General features: G+C 66.9%; 20 protein-coding genes and 2 pseudogenes. 13 read left to right on the top strand and 9 right to left on the bottom strand.

The features are described 5' to 3' along the window. The first annotated feature begins 192 nt into the window (after window positions 1-192). Both SKP52_RS22260 and SKP52_RS22265 read left to right on the top strand, forming a co-directional pair. On the top strand, window positions 193-876 hold the full coding sequence (locus tag SKP52_RS22260) for a Crp/Fnr family transcriptional regulator (RefSeq protein WP_039578896.1): 684 nt from the start codon (window positions 193-195) through the stop codon (window positions 874-876). A 4-nt stretch (window positions 877-880) separates the two neighbouring features. Beyond that, complete coding sequence (locus SKP52_RS22265; RefSeq protein WP_052208750.1) at window positions 881-1,858, top strand: L,D-transpeptidase; 978 nt, start codon at window positions 881-883, stop codon at window positions 1,856-1,858. A gap of 24 nt (window positions 1,859-1,882) precedes the next feature. On the opposite strand, the gene SKP52_RS27300 is transcribed toward SKP52_RS22265, so the two are convergent. Further along, window positions 1,883-2,005: a hypothetical protein gene (locus tag SKP52_RS27300; protein WP_267128010.1), complete on the bottom strand. Its 123-nt coding sequence runs from the start codon at window positions 2,003-2,005 to the stop codon at window positions 1,883-1,885. Window positions 2,006-2,046: 41 nt separating this feature from the next. Further along, window positions 2,047-2,469, bottom strand: a complete 423-nt coding sequence (locus SKP52_RS22270; protein ID WP_039578899.1) for an Hsp20/alpha crystallin family protein — start codon at window positions 2,467-2,469, stop codon at window positions 2,047-2,049. Between the two features lie 479 nt (window positions 2,470-2,948). Between SKP52_RS22270 and SKP52_RS22275 the strand changes: the two genes are divergently transcribed. Together SKP52_RS22275 and SKP52_RS22280 are read left to right on the top strand one after the other, a co-directional pair. Then, a complete protein-coding gene (locus SKP52_RS22275; RefSeq protein ID WP_039578903.1) occupies window positions 2,949-3,743 on the top strand; it encodes a universal stress protein in 795 nt (264 codons plus the stop codon). Window positions 3,744-3,885: 142 nt separating this feature from the next. Continuing rightward, complete coding sequence (locus tag SKP52_RS22280; protein ID WP_039582133.1) at window positions 3,886-4,299, top strand: response regulator; 414 nt, start codon at window positions 3,886-3,888, stop codon at window positions 4,297-4,299. A 30-nt stretch (window positions 4,300-4,329) separates the two neighbouring features. Here the strand turns inward: SKP52_RS22280 and SKP52_RS22285 are convergent, their stop codons facing one another. The 3 genes from SKP52_RS22285 to SKP52_RS26575 all read right to left on the bottom strand — a co-directional run bounded on the left by SKP52_RS22285 (window position 4,330) and on the right by SKP52_RS26575 (window position 6,210). Beyond that, the gene (locus tag SKP52_RS22285) at window positions 4,330-4,530 is read right to left on the bottom strand and encodes a hypothetical protein (protein WP_056375926.1); all 201 of its coding nucleotides are present in this window, start codon (window positions 4,528-4,530) and stop codon (window positions 4,330-4,332) included. Window positions 4,531-4,595: 65 nt separating this feature from the next. Beyond that, window positions 4,596-5,711, bottom strand: coding sequence for a zinc-dependent alcohol dehydrogenase family protein (locus tag SKP52_RS22290; RefSeq protein WP_407695050.1), 1,116 nt, complete (start codon window positions 5,709-5,711; stop codon window positions 4,596-4,598). Beyond that, entirely contained in the window at window positions 5,665-6,210 is a 546-nt protein-coding gene (locus tag SKP52_RS26575) for a GNAT family N-acetyltransferase (protein WP_052208752.1), read from the bottom strand. Before SKP52_RS26575 ends, SKP52_RS22290 begins: the two co-directional genes overlap by 47 nt. Window positions 6,211-6,544: 334 nt before the next feature. On the opposite strand from SKP52_RS26575, the gene SKP52_RS22300 reads away from it, so the two are divergent. From SKP52_RS22300 to SKP52_RS22315, 5 genes and pseudogenes are all read left to right on the top strand, one after another. Beyond that, window positions 6,545-7,354, top strand: a complete 810-nt coding sequence (locus SKP52_RS22300) for a universal stress protein (RefSeq protein ID WP_039578909.1) — start codon at window positions 6,545-6,547, stop codon at window positions 7,352-7,354. A 31-nt stretch (window positions 7,355-7,385) separates the two neighbouring features. Then, window positions 7,386-7,844 (top strand): annotated as a pseudogene (locus SKP52_RS27115) (Crp/Fnr family transcriptional regulator); the annotation flags it as partial. A gap of 26 nt (window positions 7,845-7,870) precedes the next feature. Further along, a complete protein-coding gene (locus SKP52_RS22305) occupies window positions 7,871-8,890 on the top strand; it encodes a radical SAM protein (protein WP_407695113.1) in 1,020 nt (339 codons plus the stop codon). Window positions 8,891-9,017: 127 nt separating this feature from the next. Then, window positions 9,018-10,232, top strand: a complete 1,215-nt coding sequence (hemA, locus tag SKP52_RS22310; RefSeq protein WP_052208754.1) for a 5-aminolevulinate synthase — start codon at window positions 9,018-9,020, stop codon at window positions 10,230-10,232. Window positions 10,233-10,448: 216 nt separating this feature from the next. Next, window positions 10,449-10,643, top strand: coding sequence for a hypothetical protein (locus SKP52_RS22315; protein WP_039578913.1), 195 nt, complete (start codon window positions 10,449-10,451; stop codon window positions 10,641-10,643). Window positions 10,644-10,700: 57 nt separating this feature from the next. Here SKP52_RS22315 and arsH read toward each other — a convergent pair whose 3' ends face one another. The 4 genes from arsH to SKP52_RS22335 are packed head-to-tail and all read right to left on the bottom strand — an operon-like array spanning window position 10,701 to window position 13,295. Then, window positions 10,701-11,456 (bottom strand): arsenical resistance protein ArsH, encoded by a 756-nt coding sequence (gene arsH, locus SKP52_RS22320; protein WP_039578916.1) that lies wholly within the window; start codon window positions 11,454-11,456, stop codon window positions 10,701-10,703. 5 nt (window positions 11,457-11,461) lie between these two features. Further along, on the bottom strand, window positions 11,462-12,523 hold the full coding sequence (gene arsB, locus SKP52_RS22325; RefSeq protein WP_039578919.1) for an ACR3 family arsenite efflux transporter: 1,062 nt from the start codon (window positions 12,521-12,523) through the stop codon (window positions 11,462-11,464). A gap of 3 nt (window positions 12,524-12,526) precedes the next feature. Continuing rightward, entirely contained in the window at window positions 12,527-12,955 is a 429-nt protein-coding gene (gene arsC / locus SKP52_RS22330; RefSeq protein ID WP_039578924.1) for an arsenate reductase (glutaredoxin), read from the bottom strand. Window positions 12,956-12,965: 10 nt separating this feature from the next. Beyond that, complete coding sequence (locus SKP52_RS22335) at window positions 12,966-13,295, bottom strand: ArsR/SmtB family transcription factor (protein ID WP_039578928.1); 330 nt, start codon at window positions 13,293-13,295, stop codon at window positions 12,966-12,968. Window positions 13,296-13,915: 620 nt separating this feature from the next. On the opposite strand from SKP52_RS22335, the pseudogene SKP52_RS22340 reads away from it, so the two are divergent. The 4 genes and pseudogenes from SKP52_RS22340 to SKP52_RS22355 form a co-directional block, all read left to right on the top strand. Next, window positions 13,916-14,689 (top strand): annotated as a pseudogene (locus SKP52_RS22340) (ArdC family protein); the annotation flags it as partial. A gap of 181 nt (window positions 14,690-14,870) precedes the next feature. Next, window positions 14,871-16,220 carry a tyrosine-type recombinase/integrase gene (locus tag SKP52_RS22345; RefSeq protein WP_039577820.1) on the top strand — a complete coding sequence of 450 codons (1,350 nt, stop codon included), beginning with the start codon at window positions 14,871-14,873 and terminating at the stop codon, window positions 16,218-16,220. Beyond that, on the top strand, window positions 16,217-18,004 hold the full coding sequence (locus SKP52_RS22350; RefSeq protein ID WP_039574907.1) for a hypothetical protein: 1,788 nt from the start codon (window positions 16,217-16,219) through the stop codon (window positions 18,002-18,004). Before SKP52_RS22345 ends, SKP52_RS22350 begins: the two co-directional genes overlap by 4 nt. Further along, on the top strand, window positions 18,001-20,178 hold the full coding sequence (locus tag SKP52_RS22355) for a hypothetical protein (protein ID WP_039574906.1): 2,178 nt from the start codon (window positions 18,001-18,003) through the stop codon (window positions 20,176-20,178). Before SKP52_RS22350 ends, SKP52_RS22355 begins: the two co-directional genes overlap by 4 nt. The last annotated feature ends 111 nt before the right edge of the window (window positions 20,179-20,289 follow it).

The following is a 20,289-nucleotide window of genomic DNA, read 5'->3' on the forward strand; positions in this document are numbered from 1 at the left end:
CGGCCGGGCCGCCGACGGTGCCCCACAATGCGCCGCGCGAGCGGCATACGTACAGTTGCGTAATCACCTCTGCGCGGCGCTCCGCTATCTGGACCGCATGAGGGGTCAGCCACATCCATCCCGCCACCATCGCGGCAACCGCCCGGCACCGGGCCGGAGCACCGTGGGCGCATCGCTTGCGGGAGGACGGCGATGAGCGATTGCGCTTCCTGCGCCGTGCGAGGCCGCGCCATCTGCGCCAGCCTTGCCGTCGACGAAGCCGCCGAACTCGGCCGCATGGGGCGGCGGCAGCGCGTGAAGGCGGGTCACACTCTGCTCTGGGAAGGCGACGAAGCGCCGACGGTCGCGAATGTCCTGTCGGGCGTTCTCAAGCTCGTCGTCGCCACCGCCGATGGCCGCGAACAGATCGTTGGCCTGGTCTTCCCTTCCGATTTCATCGGCCGGCCGTTCGGCAAGCAAAGCCCTTACCGGGTCACCGCGATGACAGACGCCGAGGTTTGCATCTTCAATCGCCAGCAGTTCGACGACTTCGCGGGCCGCCATCCGCATTTGCAGCAAAAGCTTCTGCACCGCACCCTCGACGAACTCGATCGGGCGCGGCACTGGATGATGCTGCTCGGCCGCAAATCGGCGCCCGAGAAGGTCGCCTCCTTTCTTCTCGATATGGAAGAACGGCTTCCCGGCGACGCCGGCGGCGGGTCTGGCGGCTTCGAGCTGCCCTTCGGCCGCCAGCAGATCGCCGACATCTTGGGGCTGACCATCGAGACGACCTGCCGGCAGCTCACGCGCATGCGCAGCGACGGCCTCGTCGATCTTCCCTCGCGGCGCGCGGTGCGGATCAACGACCGGGCCCGCGTCGCGGCGATGGCAGGCTGAACCGATGGCCAGGTACGTGAAGCTCGCCGGAAAGGCGGCGATCCTGCTGGGGGCGGCACTATGGCTTCCCTTCGCGGCGCCGGCTGGGGCCGCGAGTCCGCAGGGGAGCGTTCTCGAAGCGGCCGAGCGGCTGGCGCCTGGCGATTATATCTGGGCACCCGAGATCGCGCCGCGCGGCCCTTTACTCATGATCGTGAGCCTCGCGACCCAGCGCGGCACCCTCTATCGCAACGGCGTGCCGATCGCGATCACCACCGTCTCGACGGGCAAGGCGGGCCATGAAACCCCGACCGGCGTCTTCACGATCCTCCAGCGCGACATCGATCATCGCTCGAACCTCTACGACGATGCGCCCATGCCCTATATGCAGCGGCTGACCTGGGGCGGGGTTGCGCTGCATGGCGGACGCTTGCCGGGCTATCCGGCGTCGCATGGCTGCATCCGGCTGCCGCAGGCTTTTGCCCGCCTCCTCTATGGTGTGACCCGGCTCGGGATGACGGTCATCGTCACCGAGGCCGCTGCCGTGCCACGCGCGGCTCCCGGCGACCCCCTGCTCCAGACCGGGCCGGCACTGGCCGAGGGCGCGGTGCTATGGGAGCCGGACCGGGCACCAAGCGGCCCGGTGTCGATCATTGTCAGCGCCGCCGACCAGCGGCTGCTGGTGCTGCGCGACGGGATCATGATCGGATCGGCGCCCGCGCGCATCGAAGGTCCGGTCACCGGCACCTCGGCATTCGTCCGCCAGTCGGGCGGATCGGGTGCGGCAGCCTGGCTCGAGGTCGCCATCCCGGGCGCAATTGCCGCCAAGGTGCCGGCGCCCTTTGCCGGACGCGTCGATATCGCGGCCGATCTGCGCGCGCTGCTTGCCCCGCTCATGACCGCGGGAACCAGCGTCATCGTGACGCCGGACTCGCTTCGCACCGCGAGCCCGTCGCCGCTCGAGATTCTCGGCGGCGACGAGAGTGGCGCGCCAACGCGCTAAGGCGCGATGGGATCGGCGAGGCGGCTAAAGGCGCGGGGCGAGCGACAGGATAAGCGTCGCGCCCATCACCAGCGAAAGGATCGCCGATCCGAGCTTTAGACGCAGCAGTGCCTCGCTGCGCGAGGCCGTGTGATGGGTCAGGGACATTGTTCTGCTCCGGTAAGGGGGCGCGGCCCCGGCGCACGCGTCTAGCTGCCGATCTTGATCTTGCGGGCATGATCGCGCGCCTTTTCGGTCTTCGCGATCTCGACGCTGAGCAATCCATGCTTGAACTTCGCTTCGATCTCGTCGGCATCGGCGTCGGCGGGGAGAGCAATCCGGCGCCGGAAGCTGCCGTGGCGCCGCTCGCTGATCAGATGCCCGTCCTCGCGCCGTTCGGACGACTCCTCTTTCTCGCTCGCGAGCAGAAGGACGCCGTCGGCGACCTCGAGCCGGATGTCCTTTTCGGTGAGCCCGGGGAGCTCGGCGGTCAGCTTGTAGGCCGACCCGGTATCGACGAGCTCAACCGCCGGGAGCGGGCTCACGAGCCGCGGGACGTAGCTCAGCAGGCTGCGGCCGGGCGGTGCGAATTCCTCGAACATGCGGTCGAGTTCGCCGCGCAGCCAGTTCATCGCGCCAAGCTCGGCTTGGGCTGGCTGCCTGCGGTGCGAGTCGGGGTAAGGTCGTTCATCAAACTGCTCCTTTTCAAAGCGGATATTGTCAGGACGGCGGGCCGCGCCGGAGCAGGGGCCGTCGCCGTCGGGACGCGACCTCGGACATACCGAGCGGTTGCTGGCGGCTGAATTGGGGAAGCTCCCAATCGGAACCTTCCTTACGGGAAGTTGCGGATAAGCGGCTGGCTCGGCCTCGGGCAGGGTGTGCACGCTCGCCGGGCGCTCGCTCGGGGCCGTGCCGCGAGCCCGGCTCCCCGGACGTGACCGACGTCGAGGATTATCTCGCGGTCGACAACTGATCCCGCTCGCCTTGGGGAAGAGGCGACCCCCTGCGGCCGTCCGGACATCCGGGCGGCCGCCTTTCTATCCGTATCATTGCGCATATCGGCCGGGGCGTGCGGCCCATAAATTCATCGCAGACACAAAGGAGACGGCTCATGAAAAATATCCTGTTGCTCGTACATGACGACCATGGCCAGGAAGCCCGCCTGCAGGCGGCGCTCGATATCACCCGCGCGGTGGAAGGCCATCTTACCTGTATCGACGTCACTCCCTATCCGCTCATCGCGGGCGATGGATTCGGCTTTGCCGAAACCGTCGTCGTCCTCGACGAGCGCGAAAGCGAAGCGAAGAACAAGTCGGTGATCAGCGATCGCCTGTCGCGCGAGGATGTCAGCTGGAGCTGGATCGACGCGATGGACGAGATCGCAAACGCGGTGCTCGATGCCGCCGACCTCGCCGACCTCATCATCCTCAATCGCGCCCTCGACGGCTTTCCGATGCCCGACATGCGCGACATTGCGAGCCGCATCGTGGCGCGCGCGAGTGCGCCCGTGCTCGCGGTGCCCGAGACGCTCGAACGCTTCGAGCTCGAGCGGGCGCTCGTCGCATGGGACGGCCGTCCCTCGGCGGCGGCGGCGCTCCGCGCCGCGGTGCCGCTCCTCGCCTTCGCGAAGGAGGTCGAGATCTTCACCGCGCAAGGGCCCGACAATCATATCGCCCCCGAGGAAGCCGCGACCTATTTGTCGCGCCACGGCATCAAGGCGAATGTTCGCAAGACCGACATCGGCAAGTTTCACGCCGATTTTCTGATCTCGGACGAAGCCACGATGTTCCGTGCGGACTATATCGTGATGGGCGCCTACGGCCGCGGCCGGCTGCGCGAGACCTTCGGCGGCACCACGAAGAATCTGCTGACGAAGAGCAAATTTCCTCTGCTCATGAGCCATTGATCGATGGCCTTTGGCCTTGCTCTCCGGCTTCGGGCTCGCGCCTCCAAAGGGGCGAGCCCGACGATTTTACAAGAATCTGGCGGAGCATGTGGCGGTCGGCACCCGGCCGCCATGCCGAAGCTTCGATAACGGGACCATGGACATGTTGATCGCCCGATCGGGTTGGAGCGAGGCACCGCCGACCATCCTTATCGTCGAGGATGACCCCGCAGTGCGCCGCTCGCTCCTCCTGCTTTTGCAGGGGCGCGGATTTGCGGCGAAGGCCTGGTCCGCCGCCGATCCCGCGCTCGCCGAGGCGGCGCGCGCCGCGCCCGACTGCCTGATCGTCGATTACCGGCTCGAGAGCAGCGACGGGATCGCGATGCTCGGCGCGCTGCGCGCGCAGGGCTGGGATGGACCTGCCATCCTGATCTCGGCCTATCCGTCCGAGGAATTGAGCGCCCGGGCGCGCGAGGCGGGCTTTGCACTTGTTCTCGAAAAGCCGCTGCGCGAGCATATGCTCATCGACGCCGTGACCCGGCTCACGCGCAGCGGCACGCCGTCCGCTAGCCCTTGAGGCGTTGTCCGACGCGCGCCGCGGGCGCGGCTATTCGGGATACTCGCGCGGCGTGGCTTCGGGATGGCTGTCGGGAAGCACTGGCGCTTCGGGCGACGTGCGCAGCGGCTGGCGATCGGGGTTTGGCGCCGGCATCTCGGGATAGACCTTGTCGGGCTGTGCCGGCGGGTCGCAATCGGGACACTCGGGAGGGCGCGCCGCGCTGGCGGGGTCTCGCTCGAAACGATCCATGACAGTCTCTCCTGACAGGCCGGTCTGGCCTTCGCCTCTTTCGCGCCGCTGCCCGCGGCGCGCCATTAGGGATTCCCCCTAGCCGCTCCCTCGGGGACGAGGACGAGCGCGCCTTCGACCGCGCCGGCGCGCAACCGGTCGAGCGCGCGGTTCGCGTCGGCGAGCGGCAGCGCCGTGACATGTGTCCGCACGCCGCAGCGCGCAGCGGCTTCGAGGAACGCTGCGCCATCGGCACGGGTCAGATTGGCGACCGAGTGGATCGATCGTTCTTCCCAGAGATCGGCATAGGGAAAGGCAGGAATGTCGCTCATGTGGATGCCCGCGCAAATGACGCGTCCGCCCTTCCGCACCCGGCACAGGGCTTCGGGCACCAGCGCGCCGACCGGCGCGAAGAGAATCGCGGCATCGAGCGCGGCGGGCGGGGCCTCGTTAGACGCGCCCGCCCAGATGCAGCCGAGGCGGCGCGCGAAATCCTGGCCTTCCGTGTCGCCCTCGCGCGTGAAGGCATAGACGTCGGTGCCGTCGGCGATCGCGATCTGCGCGAGAATATGCGCGGCGGCGCCGAAGCCATAGAGGCCAAGCATCTTGGCGCCGTCCGCCATGCGATAGGCCCGGTAGCCGATCAGTCCGGCGCAGAGCAAAGGCGCCGCATGAACATCGTCGAAGGCGGCAGGGATTGCGAGACAGAAGCGCGCATCGGCGACGACGTGCGACGCGAAGCCGCCGTCGCGCGTGAAGCCGGTGAACTCGGGCGCGTCGCAGAGATTTTCTTGGCCGGTTGCGCAATAGGGGCAGGCGCCGCAGCTCCGCCCGAGCCAGGGCACCCCGACCCGGTCGCCAAGCCCGAACCGGGTGACGCCCGCGCCGAGCGCATCGACGCGGCCGACGATCTCATGGCCCGGGATGATCGGAAGCCGGCCGCTGATGTCGCCATCGGCAATATGGAGATCGGTCCGGCATACGCCGCACGCGGTGACCGCGATTCGGATCTCGCCGTCTCCCGGTGTCGGCATCGCCCGCTCGACACGGCGCAGCGGCGCCCCCGGCGTGTCGAGCTGCATGGCATGAAAGCCTTGGTCCATTGGGTGCGTCTCCAGCCGGCTGCCTGTCGGGAGGCCGACCCGGTGGCCCAGTTCAGCGAAGCTCGAGTTCGAGCAGCGCCAGCGTGGCGTCGCCATCATAGTCGCTCGCCTTAAACCCCAGCGTCCGTTCGACCTCCATCGCGCCGCGATTGGCGCGGCTTTCGATCGACCGCAGCGTTTTGAGGCCGCGGGCACGCGCGAGATCGACGGCATGGTTGAGGAGGGTCCAGCCGACGCCGCGCGTCTTATACGCGGGCGCGACCGAAATCGCGACCTCGGCGGTCACAAAAGCGTCGTCGGCGGCGATCAGCAGGCTCGCGATGAGCTCCGACGTCGCCGCATCGAACGCCAGCAGATGCTCGCGGTGCCGGTGATCGACCCCGATCATCGCCGCGAGCTGGGCGCTCGACAGGTGCGACTGGCCGCTCAGGAAGCGGAACTGCATGTCGTCTGCCGTCAGGCCGTCGAAGAATTGGTTGACGCTGTCGGCGTCACTGTCGGCGACCGGCCGGAGGCGAAGATCGACGCCGCTGCGGGTCTGCAGGCAGGTCTCGGTCGCCTCGCTCAGCGTGGTGTCGGGCGCGTTGGTGAGTGTCATCCTCTGTCTCCTTGATTTGGGCCGGACCGCCGGAGCGGCGAAGTGCGAAGGGTGAGCGTGCCCGCGATGCGACTTTGCTCGCGCCGCGGGTCCGCCGGCGCGCGATTCACGGGGGTCCGGCGCGGATGCGCGCGAAATGGGGTCAACGGACGGGGTTTCGGCATCGGCTGCTCCTTTGCGAAGACAGGCTAACGCCCCGCGCAGTCGGCGCATTTGGTAATTATACGGAGCGACCCACTGTGCCGCCCGGCCTGAAAGCGCGGCTTTATTGATCAGGGTCAATGAAGCCGGCGCGCATAAGGGCTTCCCTCTCCATCTTGAAGGAGAGCCAGACATGCGAAATCTTTTGATTCACGCCGACGCGAGCCCGGCCATGGCCGAGCGCACCGAGACCGCGCTCGCGATCGGGCGCCGCCTCGGCGCCCATCTCAGCTTCCTGATCTGTTCGCCTTTCCAGCAATTCATCGCCTCGGACCCCTTCGGCGGCATGTATCTGGCGCGCGAACAGCTCGCCGCGGCCCAGCTTGCCGATGCCGAGCTCGAGACCCGGCTCGCGGCGCAGCTCGCGCGCGAGGATGTGCCCTGGGATATCGCAATCGCCGACGGCGATACGCTCGCGTCGCTGTCGCTCGCCGCAACGCTCGCCGATCTGGCCATCGTCTCGCTCGGCCCCCGCGACCGGCGCGGCCTTGCGCAGCCAACGCTGGCGGGCGACCTCGCGATGACCGTGCCGGCGCCCGTGCTCGCCTTGCCCGCCGAAGGCCCGCCGCTCGACCTCGACGCCCCGGTGATGATCCTGTGGAACGGCAGCCCGCAAGCCGCGCACGCCTTGCGCGCCGCGGCGCCGCTGATGGCGGGCGCGGGGACGGTGACGATGGTTCAGGTCGGGCCGGACGAGGGCAGGGTGCCCGCCGAGGATGCGCTTTGCTATCTGTCGCGGCACGGCATTCATGGCGAGCTTCGCCGCCTCGATCGCGGGGCGCTGACGCCCGAGGAGATTCTCGAGCAAACCGCGAAGGAGCTAGCCCCGGGGCTCATCGTCATGGGCGCCTATGGCCGTCCGCGGCTGCGCGAGACCCTGTTCGGCGGGGTCACGCGTTATCTGCTCGAAGCCGCGCCGGCGCCGCTCCTGCTCGCCCATTGACCGCGATGCGTGCCTGCCGGGCGCCCGGCGCATGACCGATTGCCTGTCCTGCATCGTGCGCAACCGCGCAATCTGTGCGAGCCTGCGACCCGACGAGCTCCTGTTGCTCGGCCGGATGGGCCGACGCCAGCGCGTGAGCAGCGGTCACACGCTCCTGTGGGAGGGCGACGACGCGCCGGTCGTCGCCAATGTCCTCGAAGGGGTGCTGAAACTCGTTGCCGCGACCGCCGACGGCCGCGAGCAGATCGTCGGCATCGTCTTTCCCTCGGACTTCATCGGGCGGCCGTTCGGGAAGGAAAGCCCTTACAGCGTCAGCACGATCAGCGAGGCCGAGCTTTGCATCTTCCATCGCGACCAGTTCGACGAATTCGCCAGCGACCATCCCGACCTGCAGCAGAAATTGCTGCGTCGCACGCTCGCCGAGCTCGATCGCGCACGCCGCTGGATGCTCCTACTCGGCCGCAAGTCGGCATCGGAAAAGGTCGGATCGCATTCGGTGGCGGCAGCCCCAATGCGATCGCGCCGGTCGAGCTCGTGCGCCTGCTCGATCTTCTGCTCACTCTCTTCGACGCTCATCATCCCGAGATATCGATCGAACTCGATCCGCGCGGCTTCTCCGCCGAATGGGCGCTCGTTCTCGCCGCCGCCCATGTCACGCGCGTCAGCCTCGGCGTCCAGACCTTTGCGCCGCACATCCAGCAGGCAATCGGCCGCATCCAGCCACTGTCGCACATCGAACGCGTCGTTGCCGGGCTGAGGCTGCGCGATATCAACGCTATCAATTTCGATCTGATGTACGGCCTGCCCGGTCAGACCCTCGCCGATCTCGACGACACGCTCGAAGAAACGATCCGTCTCGCGCCGAGCCGGATATCGCTTTTCGGCTATGCGCATCTTCCTCACATGATTCCGCGCCAGCGCCAGATCGACGCCAGCAATCTGCCCGATCACAAATTGCGCTTTGAGCAGGCTTGGCGCGGTTATGAGCGCCTGACCGAAGCAGGCTATGTTCCCGTCGGATTCGATCATTTTGCGCTGCCTTCCGATCCGCTTGCCGACGCCGCGCGCGAGGGGCGGGTGAGCCGCAATTTTCAGGGCTTTACCGAAGATGACAGCCCGGTGCTGATCGGCATCGGTGCCAGTGCGATCAGCCGGTTTCCCGATCTCATCGTGCAGAACGAAAAGCGCGCAGGCGTCTATCGCGACCTCATCGCGGCGGGCCAGCTGACCCCCGTTCGCGGCGTTGTGATCGACGCCGATGACCGCGAGCGCAGGCGGATCATCAGGGAGTTGCTGTGCCAGGGGAACGCATGTCTTGAGGCGGGCTGGCTAAGGTCTGCGCATACCGCGCTCGCGGCCTTCGAGCGCCTGCATATCCTTCGCTGGGACGATGACAGGCTCGTCGTCGAGGATGATGGCCTGCCCTACGCCCGGCTGATCGCCGCGCAATTCGACCGTCATCGCGGTGCGATCCTGCGCGACGACCTTGAGCGATTGCCTTCCATCTGCGCAGGCAGCACAACAAACGGAGCATGACCCAAATCGCCCGCTAACCGGCGAAATCTCCGGCCGACCCGTACGTGTTATTCCTAATGGGAAGCAGATGCGCCTGGCAGTTAGAAGTCAGGGTATCCCGGCTATTTCGACCTTTGGGGGCAGGCCTATGCGCTACGACCAGATTTTCAGCGATGCGATCTCGCGTCTGCACGACGAGGGGCGCTATCGGGTATTCGTCGACATCCTGCGCGACCGCGGCGCCTATCCCGGCGCGCGTTGCTTCGATGCAGCCGGCGAAGCAAGACCTATCACCGTCTGGTGCTCGAACGACTATCTCGGCATGGGGCAGCACCCGGAGGTACTCGAGGCAATGGAGGCCGCGATCGCCGATGTCGGCGCCGGTTCGGGCGGCACGCGCAATATCAGCGGCAACACCCATTATCATATCGAACTCGAGCGCGAGCTTGCCGATCTCCATGGCAAGGAAAGCGCGCTCCTCTTTACGTCGGGCTATGTGTCGAACGACGCCACACTGGCGACGCTCGGCAAGCTCCTGCCCGGCTGCGTGATCTTTTCGGACGAACTCAATCACGCCAGCATGATCGCGGGCATTCGCAACGCGGGATGCGAACGGAAGATCTTCCGCCATAATGATCTGGCGCATCTCGAGGCGCTGCTTGCCGAAACCGACCCCGCGCGGCCCAAGCTCATCGCCTTCGAGAGCGTCTATTCGATGGACGGCGACGTCGCACAGATCGCCGCGATCTGCGATCTGGCTGACCGCTATCAGGCTCTCACCTATCTCGACGAGGTCCATGCCGTCGGTATGTATGGACCCCGGGGCGGCGGAATATCGGAACGCGACGGCGTTGCGCACCGCATCAGCGTGATCGAGGGGACGCTTGCCAAGGCTTTCGGTGTCATGGGCGGCTATATCGCCGCCGACCGCGCGATCGTCGACTGCATCCGCAGCTATGCTCCTGGGTTCATCTTCACCACCTCGCTGTCGCCGGTCCTCGCCGCCGGCGCGCTCGCCAGCGTCCGCCATCTGAAGGCATCGACGGACGAACGCGAGGGCCAGCAGGCGGCCGCGCGGCGGCTCAAGTCGCTGTTTCGCGCCGCGGGGCTGCCGGTCTTGCCGAGCGACACGCATATCGTGCCGCTCCTCGTGGGCGATCCCATCCAGGCCAAGGCGCTCAGCGACCATCTGCTCATCGAGCATGGCGTCTATGTTCAGCCGATCAATTTTCCAACGGTGCCGCGTGGAACCGAGCGGCTTCGCTTCACGCCCGGGCCACTGCACGGCGAGGATGAAATGAAAGCGCTGACGGCGGCGCTCGCCGCTTGGTACTTTCCATATCGCATGCCGATCGCCGCGTAATGAACCGGGCAATCCTGTCTCCTGATCTCGGGAAGCGCCTTGATACTGCGCGGGCTTCAAAGGCTTCCGTGCCAACAAGCCGTGAAATGACCGAAAAAAACGCCGGGTTGCCGCTGTCGGAGCTGGCCCGCGGGCCTGAGCTTTGCGCGCGCTCGCCGGGAGGCGGAAGATCGTGGCGAGGCAATTACGCATTGGCAGGAAGTCGTCTTCCTTACGATGCTGCTCATTTTTGCATGGCTCGGCCGCAGTCTATTTCCCATCCCCGTTGAAGCCACCGCAAAGTTCGAGCTGATCGACAAAGCGCATGCAAACGATGGCCGGTTGCGGCGGCGCCTTTCACAGCGATGCGGCGATTTGCAAGCCGAACCTCTTCTCCAATCCTCCGCCGTCGAGGCGGGTGGGTTCGATTAAGCTTGCCTTTGCAATCTCGCTGACCGCGCCGACCGCTCAATTAGCCGGAAAGCGCATTTATGTTCCGGGTAGATTAGCCATTTGCGCCGGCGTCGCCATCGGCTCTTGCCGATCTTTTCGCTCCGAATAACGGTCAACCAGCTGATCGGCATGGCTGCGGGTCAGCACGGTGAACCGTACCAGTTCCTCGGCGACGTCGACAATCCGGTCATAATAATTCGATGGCAGCATGCGGCCCGCTTCGTCGAACTCCTGATAGGCTTTCGCCACGCTCGACTGGTTGGGGATTGTAATCATGCGCATCCAGCGGCCAAGGATACGCAGCGTGTTCACGCTGTTGAAAGACTGCGAGCCCGCCGAGACCTGCATTACCGCGAGCGTTCGCCCCTGTGTCGGGCGGAGGCCCTTGTAGGCAAGCGGCAAATGATCGACCTGGGCCTTCATGATGCCGGTAATCTGGCCGTGACGCTCGGGGCTGCACCAGACCTGGCCTTCTGACCAGATCGAATGCTGGCGCAGCTCCTCAACCGCCGGATGATCGTCGTCAGCGACCTGGTCTGGAAGCGGAAGGTCGGACGGGTCGAAGATGCGCGTCTCGCAGCCGAAAAGCTGGAGCAGGCGCGCGGTCTCCTCGACGACGAGCCGCGAGTAGGAGCGCTCGCGAAGCGACCCGTAGAGTAGGAGGATGCGCGGCGCCGGATCGAGCGGGCCAAGGCCGAGGCCGGGCGAGGACCGGATAAATTCGGGACGCAGCGCCGGAAGATGGTCGGGATCGGCGAGCGTGCGCAGGCGGGAAAAGGCCGTGCCGGACATAATGGTCAACCTTTCGCTGGAGTGGTCGCGGGAAACCAGCGCCGTCCGAACCAGAAGGCGACGCTCACCAGCAGGATGAGTACTGGGACCTCGACAAGCGGCCCGATGACCGCGGCGAAGGCGACCGGCGAGGCAAGGCCAAAGGCTGCGATGGCGACAGCGATCGCAAGCTCGAAATTATTGCCCGCCGCCGTGAAGGCGACCGCGGTCGTGCGCGGATAATCGGCTTCGATAAGCTTCCCCATCCAGAAGCTGATGACAAACTGGACGACGAAATAGATGGTGAGCGGGATCGCGATCCGCACAACGTCGCCCGGAATGGTGACGATCTCGCCGCCTTTGAGACTGAACATGGCAACGATCGTGAAGAGCAGCGCAACTAGCGTGATCGGTGCGATCCTTGGCAGGAAGCGCGTCTCATACCAGTCGTTGCCCTTGGTACCGGCCAGTAACTTGCGGGTCAGGAAGCCGCCGAGGAACGGGATGCCGAGATAGATGAGGACCGCCTCGGCAACGGTCCAGAAGCTGACGTCGATGACGCTGCCTTCGAGCCCGAAGAGCGGCGGCAGGACGGTCAGGAAGAACCAGGCATAGACGCTGAAGAACAGGATCTGGAAGATCGAATTGAAGGCGACCAGCGCCGCGACATATTGATTGTCGCCCTTTGCGAGCTGGTTCCACACAATCACCATCGCGATGCAGCGCGCGAGGCCGATCAGGATCAGGCCGGTCATATATTCGGGCTTGTCGGACAGGAAGATGACGGCGAGCGCGAACATCAGCACCGGACCGATGATCCAGTTCTGGATCAGCGAGATCGCGAGGACCCGCTTATCCTCGAACACCCGCGGCAACTCCTCATAGCGGACGCGAGCCAGCGGCGGATACATCATCAGGATCAGACCGATCGCGATCGGGATGTTGGTCGAGCCCCAGGAGAGGCTGTCGATCGCTGCGGGAAGTCCGGCGAAGGTTGAGCTGATCAGGACGCCCAGCGCCATGGCGAGGAAGATCCATAGGGTCAGATAGCGGTCGAGAAACGACAGGCGTTCGCGCTTGCTCGCCATCGATCAGCGTCCGACGCGATTGCCGGCGTGGTCGACGACCTGCTCGCCATCTTCCTTGGCGAAGCCGCCGCGCTGGCGCGCCGGGATGAGGTCGAGCACCTCCTCAGAGGGGCGGCAGAGCTTCACGCCGAGCGGCGAGACCACGATCGGCCGGTTGATGAGTATCGGATGCAGCATCATGGCGTCGATGAGTGCGTCGTCGTCGAGACTTTCGTCGCCGAGACCGAGTTCGGTAAAAGGCGTCCCTTTCTCGCGGAGGAGCGCGCGGGGCGCGATGCCCGCGCGCGCTATCATTTGTTCCAGCAGCGCGCGCGATGGCGGTGTCTTCAGATATTCGACGACGTGCGGCTCGATACCGGCGTTGCGGATCATCGCCAGCGCGTTGCGCGACGTTCCGCAATCGGGATTGTGGTAGATGATGATGTCGGTCACATGAGGTCCTTCAGCAGCAGGCAAGTTCCGCGAGCAGCGGCTCACAAAGCTCGGGTCGCCCTTGGCAGCAGTCCTTTGCTAGGAAGAGCATCAGGCCTTTCAGCGTGTCGATTTCGGCGCGCTGGTTAATCTGCCGGCCGCGCTTCTCCGACGTCACCAGCCCCGCTTTCGCAAGGACCGCCAGATGCGTCGAGAAGGTGCTTTGCGAGAGACCCGACGCGTTGACGAGCTGGCCGGTGGAAAGGCCGTCCGGCTCGTGCTGAACCAGCAGTCGGAACGCGTTGAGGCGCGTGGGATGTGCGAGGGCGGCCAAGGCCGACAGTGCCGAATCGCTGTTCATTCATCGGTATTATCCGATGCAATTATCGCCGTCAAATCCCATCGGGAAAATCCGATTTAAAACTTGGAAAGCGAGGGGAAAGCCTTCCCCTGACGGCCAGCCGCGTCTGGCCGTACCCCATCCGCTGGGGCTGGACGCCCCCGCGACGCCCCCGGATGAAAGAGCGCGGTTGCCGATGGGCGCTCGCTGCCGGCGACAGGCGCCGACAGGGATCGCATGTTCGTTTTGACCGCGCTGCGCACTCGGTGCGCCTGTCTTGGCGGTGCGACGGCTAAGCACAGCTGCGCGCGCACGCCGCACCGCCGGCGGTCGCGCCGAGAGCGCATTTCTCGTTTGGAATCCGCCGGGACGGCGGCTCGGTGGTCACAGCAGGGATGATCGCGGTCGCCGCGCTGGGCGCGGCGGCGTTGTCGTGGGCCTCCCGTCGATCGCGGGAGTGGGCGGCGCTCCCTTCTGGGCGCGGCCCGGCGTCCCGCAAGCCGGCGCGCCGGCTCTTCCTCTTCGTTCCAGCCCTTCGGGTGCGGACCGCCTCCTGGCCGCGCCCGGCAGGTCGCCAGTCGCCGCCCACCCCCGCTCCGCCGGGGGCCTGCTGGTTTTGGGGCGGGGATGGAGATCGAGACATGCGCCAGAAGGTCAAGGGCAGTGACAGGGCGAGCCATCGTCCATCGCGCAGCGGCGAGCCGCACGCGTCGCTCTACGACAGCGTGACGAGCCGGATCGTCGCCGAACTGGAGGCGGGGCGGCTTCCTTGGGTCCAGCCTTGGGGCCGCAGCGGCGGGGCAGCGGCCGCCCTGCCGCATAATGCCCATTCGGGCCGCGCCTATTCAGGGATCAATATCCTGATCCTCTGGGGAGCGGTGATCGAAGCAGGCTGGCCGAGCCAAGGCTGGCTTACCTTTCGGCAAGCGTTGGAGGCGGGCGGCAATGTCCGCAAGGGCGAGCGCGGCACGACCGTAGTCTATGCCGACCGCTTCATTCCCAAAGGCGAAGCCGAGCGGGCGGCGCGCGACGGCGGCGATGCGCGCGCGGTGCCGTTCCTCAAAAGCTTTACCGTGTTCAATGTCGCGCAATGCGAAGGCTTGCGCGAAGGGATCGCTTCCGACCCTGCCCCGTTGCCCGAGCGCGAGATCGTGCCCGTCGCCGAAGCGGTGATTGCCGCGAGCGGGGTCGATTTCCGGGTTGGCGGCGACAGGGCCTTTTACGTGCCCGCCCATGATTATGTGCAGGTTCCTCCGCAGCCCGCCTTTTTCGATCAGATCAATTTTTATCGCACCGCGCTCCACGAACTCACCCACGCGACCGGCCATGTGTCGCGGCTCGACCGCAAGTTGCTGAACAGCTTCGGCAGCAAGGATTATGCGCGCGAGGAACTGGTCGCCTTATCTGGACAGTCTGCGCCGCCCGCAACATTGCAGTAAGGTCGGCGATGGACGCCCACGGTAGGCAGTTATCAGGCTGGCCGTAGCGCTGACCCAAGAGCTGGCGGAGGCCAGCCTGATAACTGCCGGGCCATAGGGCGCATCGGTGTGAGGTCAGCTTCCGGGTGGGGGGTCCGGGGGGGAGGGTTTCGTGCCGGTGTCGATCATTACCGTTTGCGAGCGCCGCGACGCCAGGGGGCTCGACGCGCATGTGCCGCTGATCCTGCGGGGAGACGCTCTCTATGATCCCGATCTCGACCGCTTCTTTGTCGACCTGCCGCTAGCGGGGATCCGCTCGCGCCATTCGCTGCGCGCCTACGCCTATGACGTTGCGGTGTGGCTTCGCTTCCTCGATGCCTGCGGCACGACGATATGGGACGCGGCCCGCGACGATGTGACCGCCTATCACCGCGCGCGGCGGCGCGGCGACGCCGCCCAGCGGATCAGCGCGGCAAGCTGGAACCGGGCAGTCGCCAGCCTCGATCGCCTCTACCGCTGGGGTAAGAGCCAAGGGCTGATTGCCGAAGCGCCGTTCAGTCGGCGCGCTATATGGCGACCGGCGCATGGGGGGCGTCGGGGCATGATCGCCGCGCGCAACGACGCCTATGAACGCACTGCCAAGCGATCGGATGTGCGGTTCGTCACGATGGACGACTACCGCATTTTCCGCGACGTCGGTCTGCGCGGCCTCGCCCTTGACGGTACGGAACGCCCCGGCGCTCGCGATCGCAACGGGCTGCGCAACGCGCTGTTCGCCGATCTTCTCGTCACAACCGGCCTGCGTCTCGAAGAGGCGTCGGGCCTGCTCGCCGATGAGCTTGCGGCCATCGATCACGACCACGATCAGGCTCAGCAGCTTTGGCTGCGCCTGCCGCCGCCGCTCACCAAGGGCGACCGCGGACGCAGCGTCCTGGTCCCGCGCCGGCTCCTTCGTCAGATCACCGCCTATGTCGCCGTCGAGCGCGCCGCGGGCGTGACCAAGTTCGCCGCGCGCGACGGTGCGGCCAGGTTCGAGCGACCGATCCACGTCACCCGCGCCGGTCTCGACCGCATGCGCGATGTCTGCACCCCGGAGGAACGATGCCGCCTGATCCTGTGCGACGAGGATGGAACGCCCCGCGAGCCGGTGGCGCTATGGCTGACCGAGGTCGGGCAGCCTGTCCGCCCCAACTCGTGGGAGGTGATCTTCACCCGGGCCTGCAAGCGGTGCGAGGAGAACGGCTTCCCGCTGTCGATCAGCCCGCACCAGCTTCGCCACACCTTCGCAGTCCATATGCTCGCTCTGCTGATCCAGCAGCGACTGCGCGAGGCCGCACTGCCGGTGGGGCCGGTGGAGACCTATCGGCTGATCCTGGGCGACCCGCTGCAACAGGTGCAACGCCTGCTCGGCCACGCGAGCCTCGCCACCACCTATGTCTATCTCGACCATATCGCGACCCGCGCCGATACGGTGGATGCGGCCGTCGAGGAGCTGCTGGCGCTGTTGCCGGGACCGCAGGGCGCATGAGCGAGCGTCCCCGCAAGGGCCGGCCTGTCGCCTTCGCGCCCATCACGCCGGAGCGACCGCAGCCCGATCCGGTGTTCGGCCTCAAGTTCACCATCGAGGCGCGGCATGGCGGGACGGTCCTGGTCGATATGACCGCGCTCGATCCTCGCCCGCTCGCCATCGCCTTTGCCGGTGCGCTGCGTCGGTCGGCCGCGCTCGGGGGACCGATCGGTGCGGCCAGCGTCATCAAGCAGTATGTCCAGGTCTATCGTCACTTCTTCGCCTGGCTTGCCGACGAAGGACTGAAGGTGGTTGGCGTCAGCGACCTGCGCGCGGTCCATATCGATGGTTTCGCATCCGCGCTCGAACGGCGTGGGATGGGCCCGATCCACCGTCACATGACGGTCAGCAAGATCATCAACACACTGCGCGCGATCGAAGCAGACCGGCCCGATCGGATCGCACCCGAGCTGCATGAGCGGCTGCGCTACACGCTGGCCACTTCGGCGGGCCGCTCGACCCCGCGCGATGCCTACAGCCCCTTCGTCGCCCGCGCGCTGCGCGACGCGGCGCGAGCCGATGTCGAAGCGATGTTCCGCCGTCTCGGCGCCGACGATCGGACCGACGAGGGTGATCCGGCCATCACCGCCGCCCGCGCCGATGTCGAAGCGATCATCGCGCGGCAGGGCTTTATCGTCGCAGACCAGCCCGAGCTGAAGAGCCTTTATTTCATGCGCATGCGCCGCAACCTGCCAACCGCGACGCTCATCGACGACCTGCATGGCCGGCATCATCTGCTCGCGCGCGACCTGCCGGCGCTGCTCGTGCTGCTCACGCTTGAGACGGGCCTTGAGCCCGAGTGCCTGAAGACGCTGACCGTGGACTGTCTCGCCAATGCCCATGCCGGCACGGTGGAGCTGCGCTATCTGAAGCGCCGGGCTCGCGGCGCCGAGCACAAGAGCATGCGCATCCGCGACGGCGGTGGCGGCACGCCGGGCGGGCTGATCCGCCGCCTGATCGACGCCACGGCGGCTGCCCGCGAGCACCTGCCCGGCGATTGCCTGTGGGCCTATCACAACGTCGGCGGCCTTCGCGCCGGCATAGTCGACCTCAAGTATCCGCTCCCCGCCTGGGCTCGCCGCTGTGGCATTGTCGACGATAACGGCAAGCCGCTGCATCTGCTGCTTTCCCGGCTGCGCAAGACCCACAAGGCGCTGTGGTACACCAAGACCGAGGGGCACATGGCCCGCTTCGCGGTCGGTCACACGCGCGAGGTCGCGGCGCGCCATTATGCCGACCTGCCGTCGCTCCGGCCCCTGCACGAGGCGGCCGTCGCCGATGCCTTTCGCGAGGCGGTCGCCGCCGCGATGCCGACCGTCCTCGCGCCCACGGCCGAGCAGGCGCTGCGCGAAGCGCCCGAGCAGGCGGCGCCGTTGATGTCGGCCGATACGGTGGGGCCGTTGCTCGACGGCGAACAGGATGTCTGGCTCGCCGCCTGCTCGGGCTTCCATAGCAGCCCCTTCTCCGAGGCCGGCTCACCCTGCGCGCAGCCCTTCTGGGGCTGCCTCGATTGCCCCAACGCCGTCATCACCGCGCGCAAGCTTCCCGCGATCCTCGCCTTCCTCGCGTTCGTCGAAGAGCAGCGACCGAGCCTCCCGGCGAGCGACTGGGCGGCCAAGTTCGGCCGCGTCCATTCCCGCATCACGACCCAGGTCCTGCCGGTCTTCTCCGATGCCGTTATCGCCGATGCGCGCTGGCAGATGGAGAGCGAGCGGCTCTATCTGCCGCCGGAAGCACGCGCATGATCACGCCCGCCCATGCCCGCGCACCCGCGTTCGACGATCGGCCCGTGCTGGCCACTGCGCCGCTCAAGGCGGGCCACGCCCGCGAAGAGCTGTCGCGGGTCGGCGACTCAAGCTGGGATCTCGGTCCCGCCGTGTTCCGCGAGAACGCGCGGCGCTGCCATGTCACCGTGCATTTCGACGTGCTCGAACATGCCGATGTGCAGGCGGCGATGCGTGCCTATCTCTACGCCCGCCTCAACGTCGATCTTCCCGGCTACCGCCCGAAGCTGCCGCCGGCGAGCATCCGCCAGGCATTCAACCGCGCACGCCGGTTCTTCGCCTTCGCGCGCCTGACGCTTGGAGGGCTCGACCTTGGCCGCATCGATCAGGCGCTGGCCGATGCCTATGCCAGGCATCTTCGCCACGATTCTGCCCGGCGACCCGTCATAGTCGGCCACCTCCTCGAAGTGGTCTCCGATCTCTATCACTATCGTGACCGCCTCGCTGGCGGAGGCCTCGCGTTTGAGCCCTGGGCCGGACAGGCACCCGCCCGCGTCGCAGGCTATCGGCACGTCGTTGAGAACCGTACCCCGCGGTTTCCGGAAGATGTCATCGCCGCACTGCTCGCCTGGTCATTGCGCTACGTCACCGTCTTCGCGCACGATATTCTATCGGCTCGGGCCGCGCTGGATCGGCTCGAGGCGCGCCGCGCCCGGCTGCTTGCCGCCGAGCGCGGACTGCCTGGCGCAGAGCGCCGCCTGCGGCAGCGCGCGCGCCTCGAGCGCCATATCGCGCGTCGAGCCCGGCAAGGCCGCGGCGTGCCGATCTGGACGACCGCGCATAACGGCGTCACGCGCACCGATCCCCGCACCGGAGAAGCGACGCCGCCGATCAACGTCCATCTTCTCCATCTTCATGCCGGTGTCGATGCTGAGGCGGAACCGGCCATGCATTTCGGACTCGCCAAGGGCGTCTCCGCCCTGATCGAAGCCGCTGCCGCCGACCTGGGCGTCGAAGTGGGCGGCATGGACACGCCGATCTCGATTGATCCCGATAGCGGTCGGCCATGGCGCGCACGCTTCGATGCGAAGACGCTCGCACAAGAGGAACGGATGCTTCAGGCGGCCGCCTATATAGTGTGCGCTTACCTCACCGGCATGCGCGACTGCGAGGTGCAGGCGATGCGGCGGGGGTGCCTCTCGATCGCGCGCAGCGAGGATGGCCTGGTCGAGCGGCATCGCATTCGATCGACCATCTACAAGCGTCGGTCGACCATGGGCGAGGCGGCGAGCTGGGTGACGATCGAGCCGGTCGCAGACGCGATAGCGGTGCTTGAACGCCTGTCGGCAAGACCGACGCGCGCCAGCGGCAGCGATACGCTCTGGCCGGTGCTACGCCCCGGCGCCGCCACCAAGACGCATCTGTCGAGCGAGGTGGTCCGCCAACTCAACGCCTTCCGCGACCACCTCAACGCTGCCTTCGGCAGCCCTGATGTGCCGGTCATCCCGTCCGGACCCGGTGGCAAGCCGTGGCGCATAACGACGCGGCAGTTCCGCCGCACCATCGCATGGCACATCGCCAACCGTCCGTTCGGCACCATCGCCGGCATGATCCAGTATAAGCACGCCTCGGTCGCCGCTTTCGAGGGCTATGCCGGAACCAGCGCATCGGGGTTTCGCGCCGAGGTCGAGGCGCAGCGCCGGCTCGGTCAGCAGGGCGACCTGCTGGACTATTTCGACCGGCGGCAGGGCGGTGCCTCACTCGCGGGGCCGGCGGGACCACGCATCGCGCGGACGCTCGACGATGCGGCCGTGCAGCTCGGGCCCTTGCCCGCCATGATCGCCGACCGCTCCCGGCTACGTGTCATGCTCGCCAGCGTCGCGCGAACCCTCCATGTCGGCCTCCTCGCGGATTGCTTCTTCGATCCCGCCACCGCGCTCTGCCTCAAGCGCGTGACCACCCCCGATCCCAAGCAGCCGCTCACGGCGCTGTGCGAGCCGACCCGCTGTCCCAACGCCTGCATCACCGCCCGTCACAGGCCAGCTTGGGAACGCGCGGCCGATGATGCCAGGGCATTGCTGCGCGAACGACGTCTGTCGGATCTTCAACGCCATGCACTCGCCACCGAGATCAACCGGCTCACTACCGTGATCGACGCCATCGGCCCCGCGCCGCCGGAGGCCAACCCCGGCTGACGGCGGAAGCTCTGCGCCGGTCGGCGCGCTGGCGCAACGGCGTTGCCGTCCTCCGCTTCGCTGCGGCCCTACGGGTGCGCAACCGCGCTTGTGCCCGGCGCTAGTCGAGCT

The organism is Sphingopyxis fribergensis (genome assembly GCF_000803645.1).
GTDB lineage: Bacteria > Pseudomonadota > Alphaproteobacteria > Sphingomonadales > Sphingomonadaceae > Sphingopyxis > Sphingopyxis fribergensis.

Coding starts and splice junctions, on each gene's coding strand:
- SKP52_RS22350 (WP_039574907.1), top strand. CDS start 16,217: ATGAGCGAGCGTCCCCGCAAGGGCCGGCCTGTCGCCTTCGCGCCCATC.
- SKP52_RS26575 (WP_052208752.1), bottom strand. CDS start 6,210: ATGACACTCACCAACGCGCCCGACACCACGCTGAGCGAGGCGACCGAG.
- SKP52_RS22275 (WP_039578903.1), top strand. CDS start 2,949: ATGAAAAATATCCTGTTGCTCGTACATGACGACCATGGCCAGGAAGCC.
- SKP52_RS22280 (WP_039582133.1), top strand. CDS start 3,886: ATGTTGATCGCCCGATCGGGTTGGAGCGAGGCACCGCCGACCATCCTT.
- SKP52_RS22335 (WP_039578928.1), bottom strand. CDS start 13,295: ATGAACAGCGATTCGGCACTGTCGGCCTTGGCCGCCCTCGCACATCCC.
- SKP52_RS22315 (WP_039578913.1), top strand. CDS start 10,449: ATGCTGCTCATTTTTGCATGGCTCGGCCGCAGTCTATTTCCCATCCCC.
- SKP52_RS22290 (WP_407695050.1), bottom strand. CDS start 5,711: ATGATGGCGACGCCACGCTGGCGCTGCTCGAACTCGAGCTTCGCTGAA.
- SKP52_RS22285 (WP_056375926.1), bottom strand. CDS start 4,530: ATGGATCGTTTCGAGCGAGACCCCGCCAGCGCGGCGCGCCCTCCCGAG.
- arsB (WP_039578919.1), bottom strand. CDS start 12,523: ATGGCGAGCAAGCGCGAACGCCTGTCGTTTCTCGACCGCTATCTGACC.
- SKP52_RS27300 (WP_267128010.1), bottom strand. CDS start 2,005: ATGTCCCTGACCCATCACACGGCCTCGCGCAGCGAGGCACTGCTGCGT.
- SKP52_RS22265 (WP_052208750.1), top strand. CDS start 881: ATGGCCAGGTACGTGAAGCTCGCCGGAAAGGCGGCGATCCTGCTGGGG.
- hemA (WP_052208754.1), top strand. CDS start 9,018: ATGCGCTACGACCAGATTTTCAGCGATGCGATCTCGCGTCTGCACGAC.
- SKP52_RS22355 (WP_039574906.1), top strand. CDS start 18,001: ATGATCACGCCCGCCCATGCCCGCGCACCCGCGTTCGACGATCGGCCC.
- SKP52_RS22270 (WP_039578899.1), bottom strand. CDS start 2,469: ATGAACTGGCTGCGCGGCGAACTCGACCGCATGTTCGAGGAATTCGCA.
- arsH (WP_039578916.1), bottom strand. CDS start 11,456: ATGTCCGGCACGGCCTTTTCCCGCCTGCGCACGCTCGCCGATCCCGAC.
- SKP52_RS22300 (WP_039578909.1), top strand. CDS start 6,545: ATGCGAAATCTTTTGATTCACGCCGACGCGAGCCCGGCCATGGCCGAG.
- SKP52_RS22260 (WP_039578896.1), top strand. CDS start 193: ATGAGCGATTGCGCTTCCTGCGCCGTGCGAGGCCGCGCCATCTGCGCC.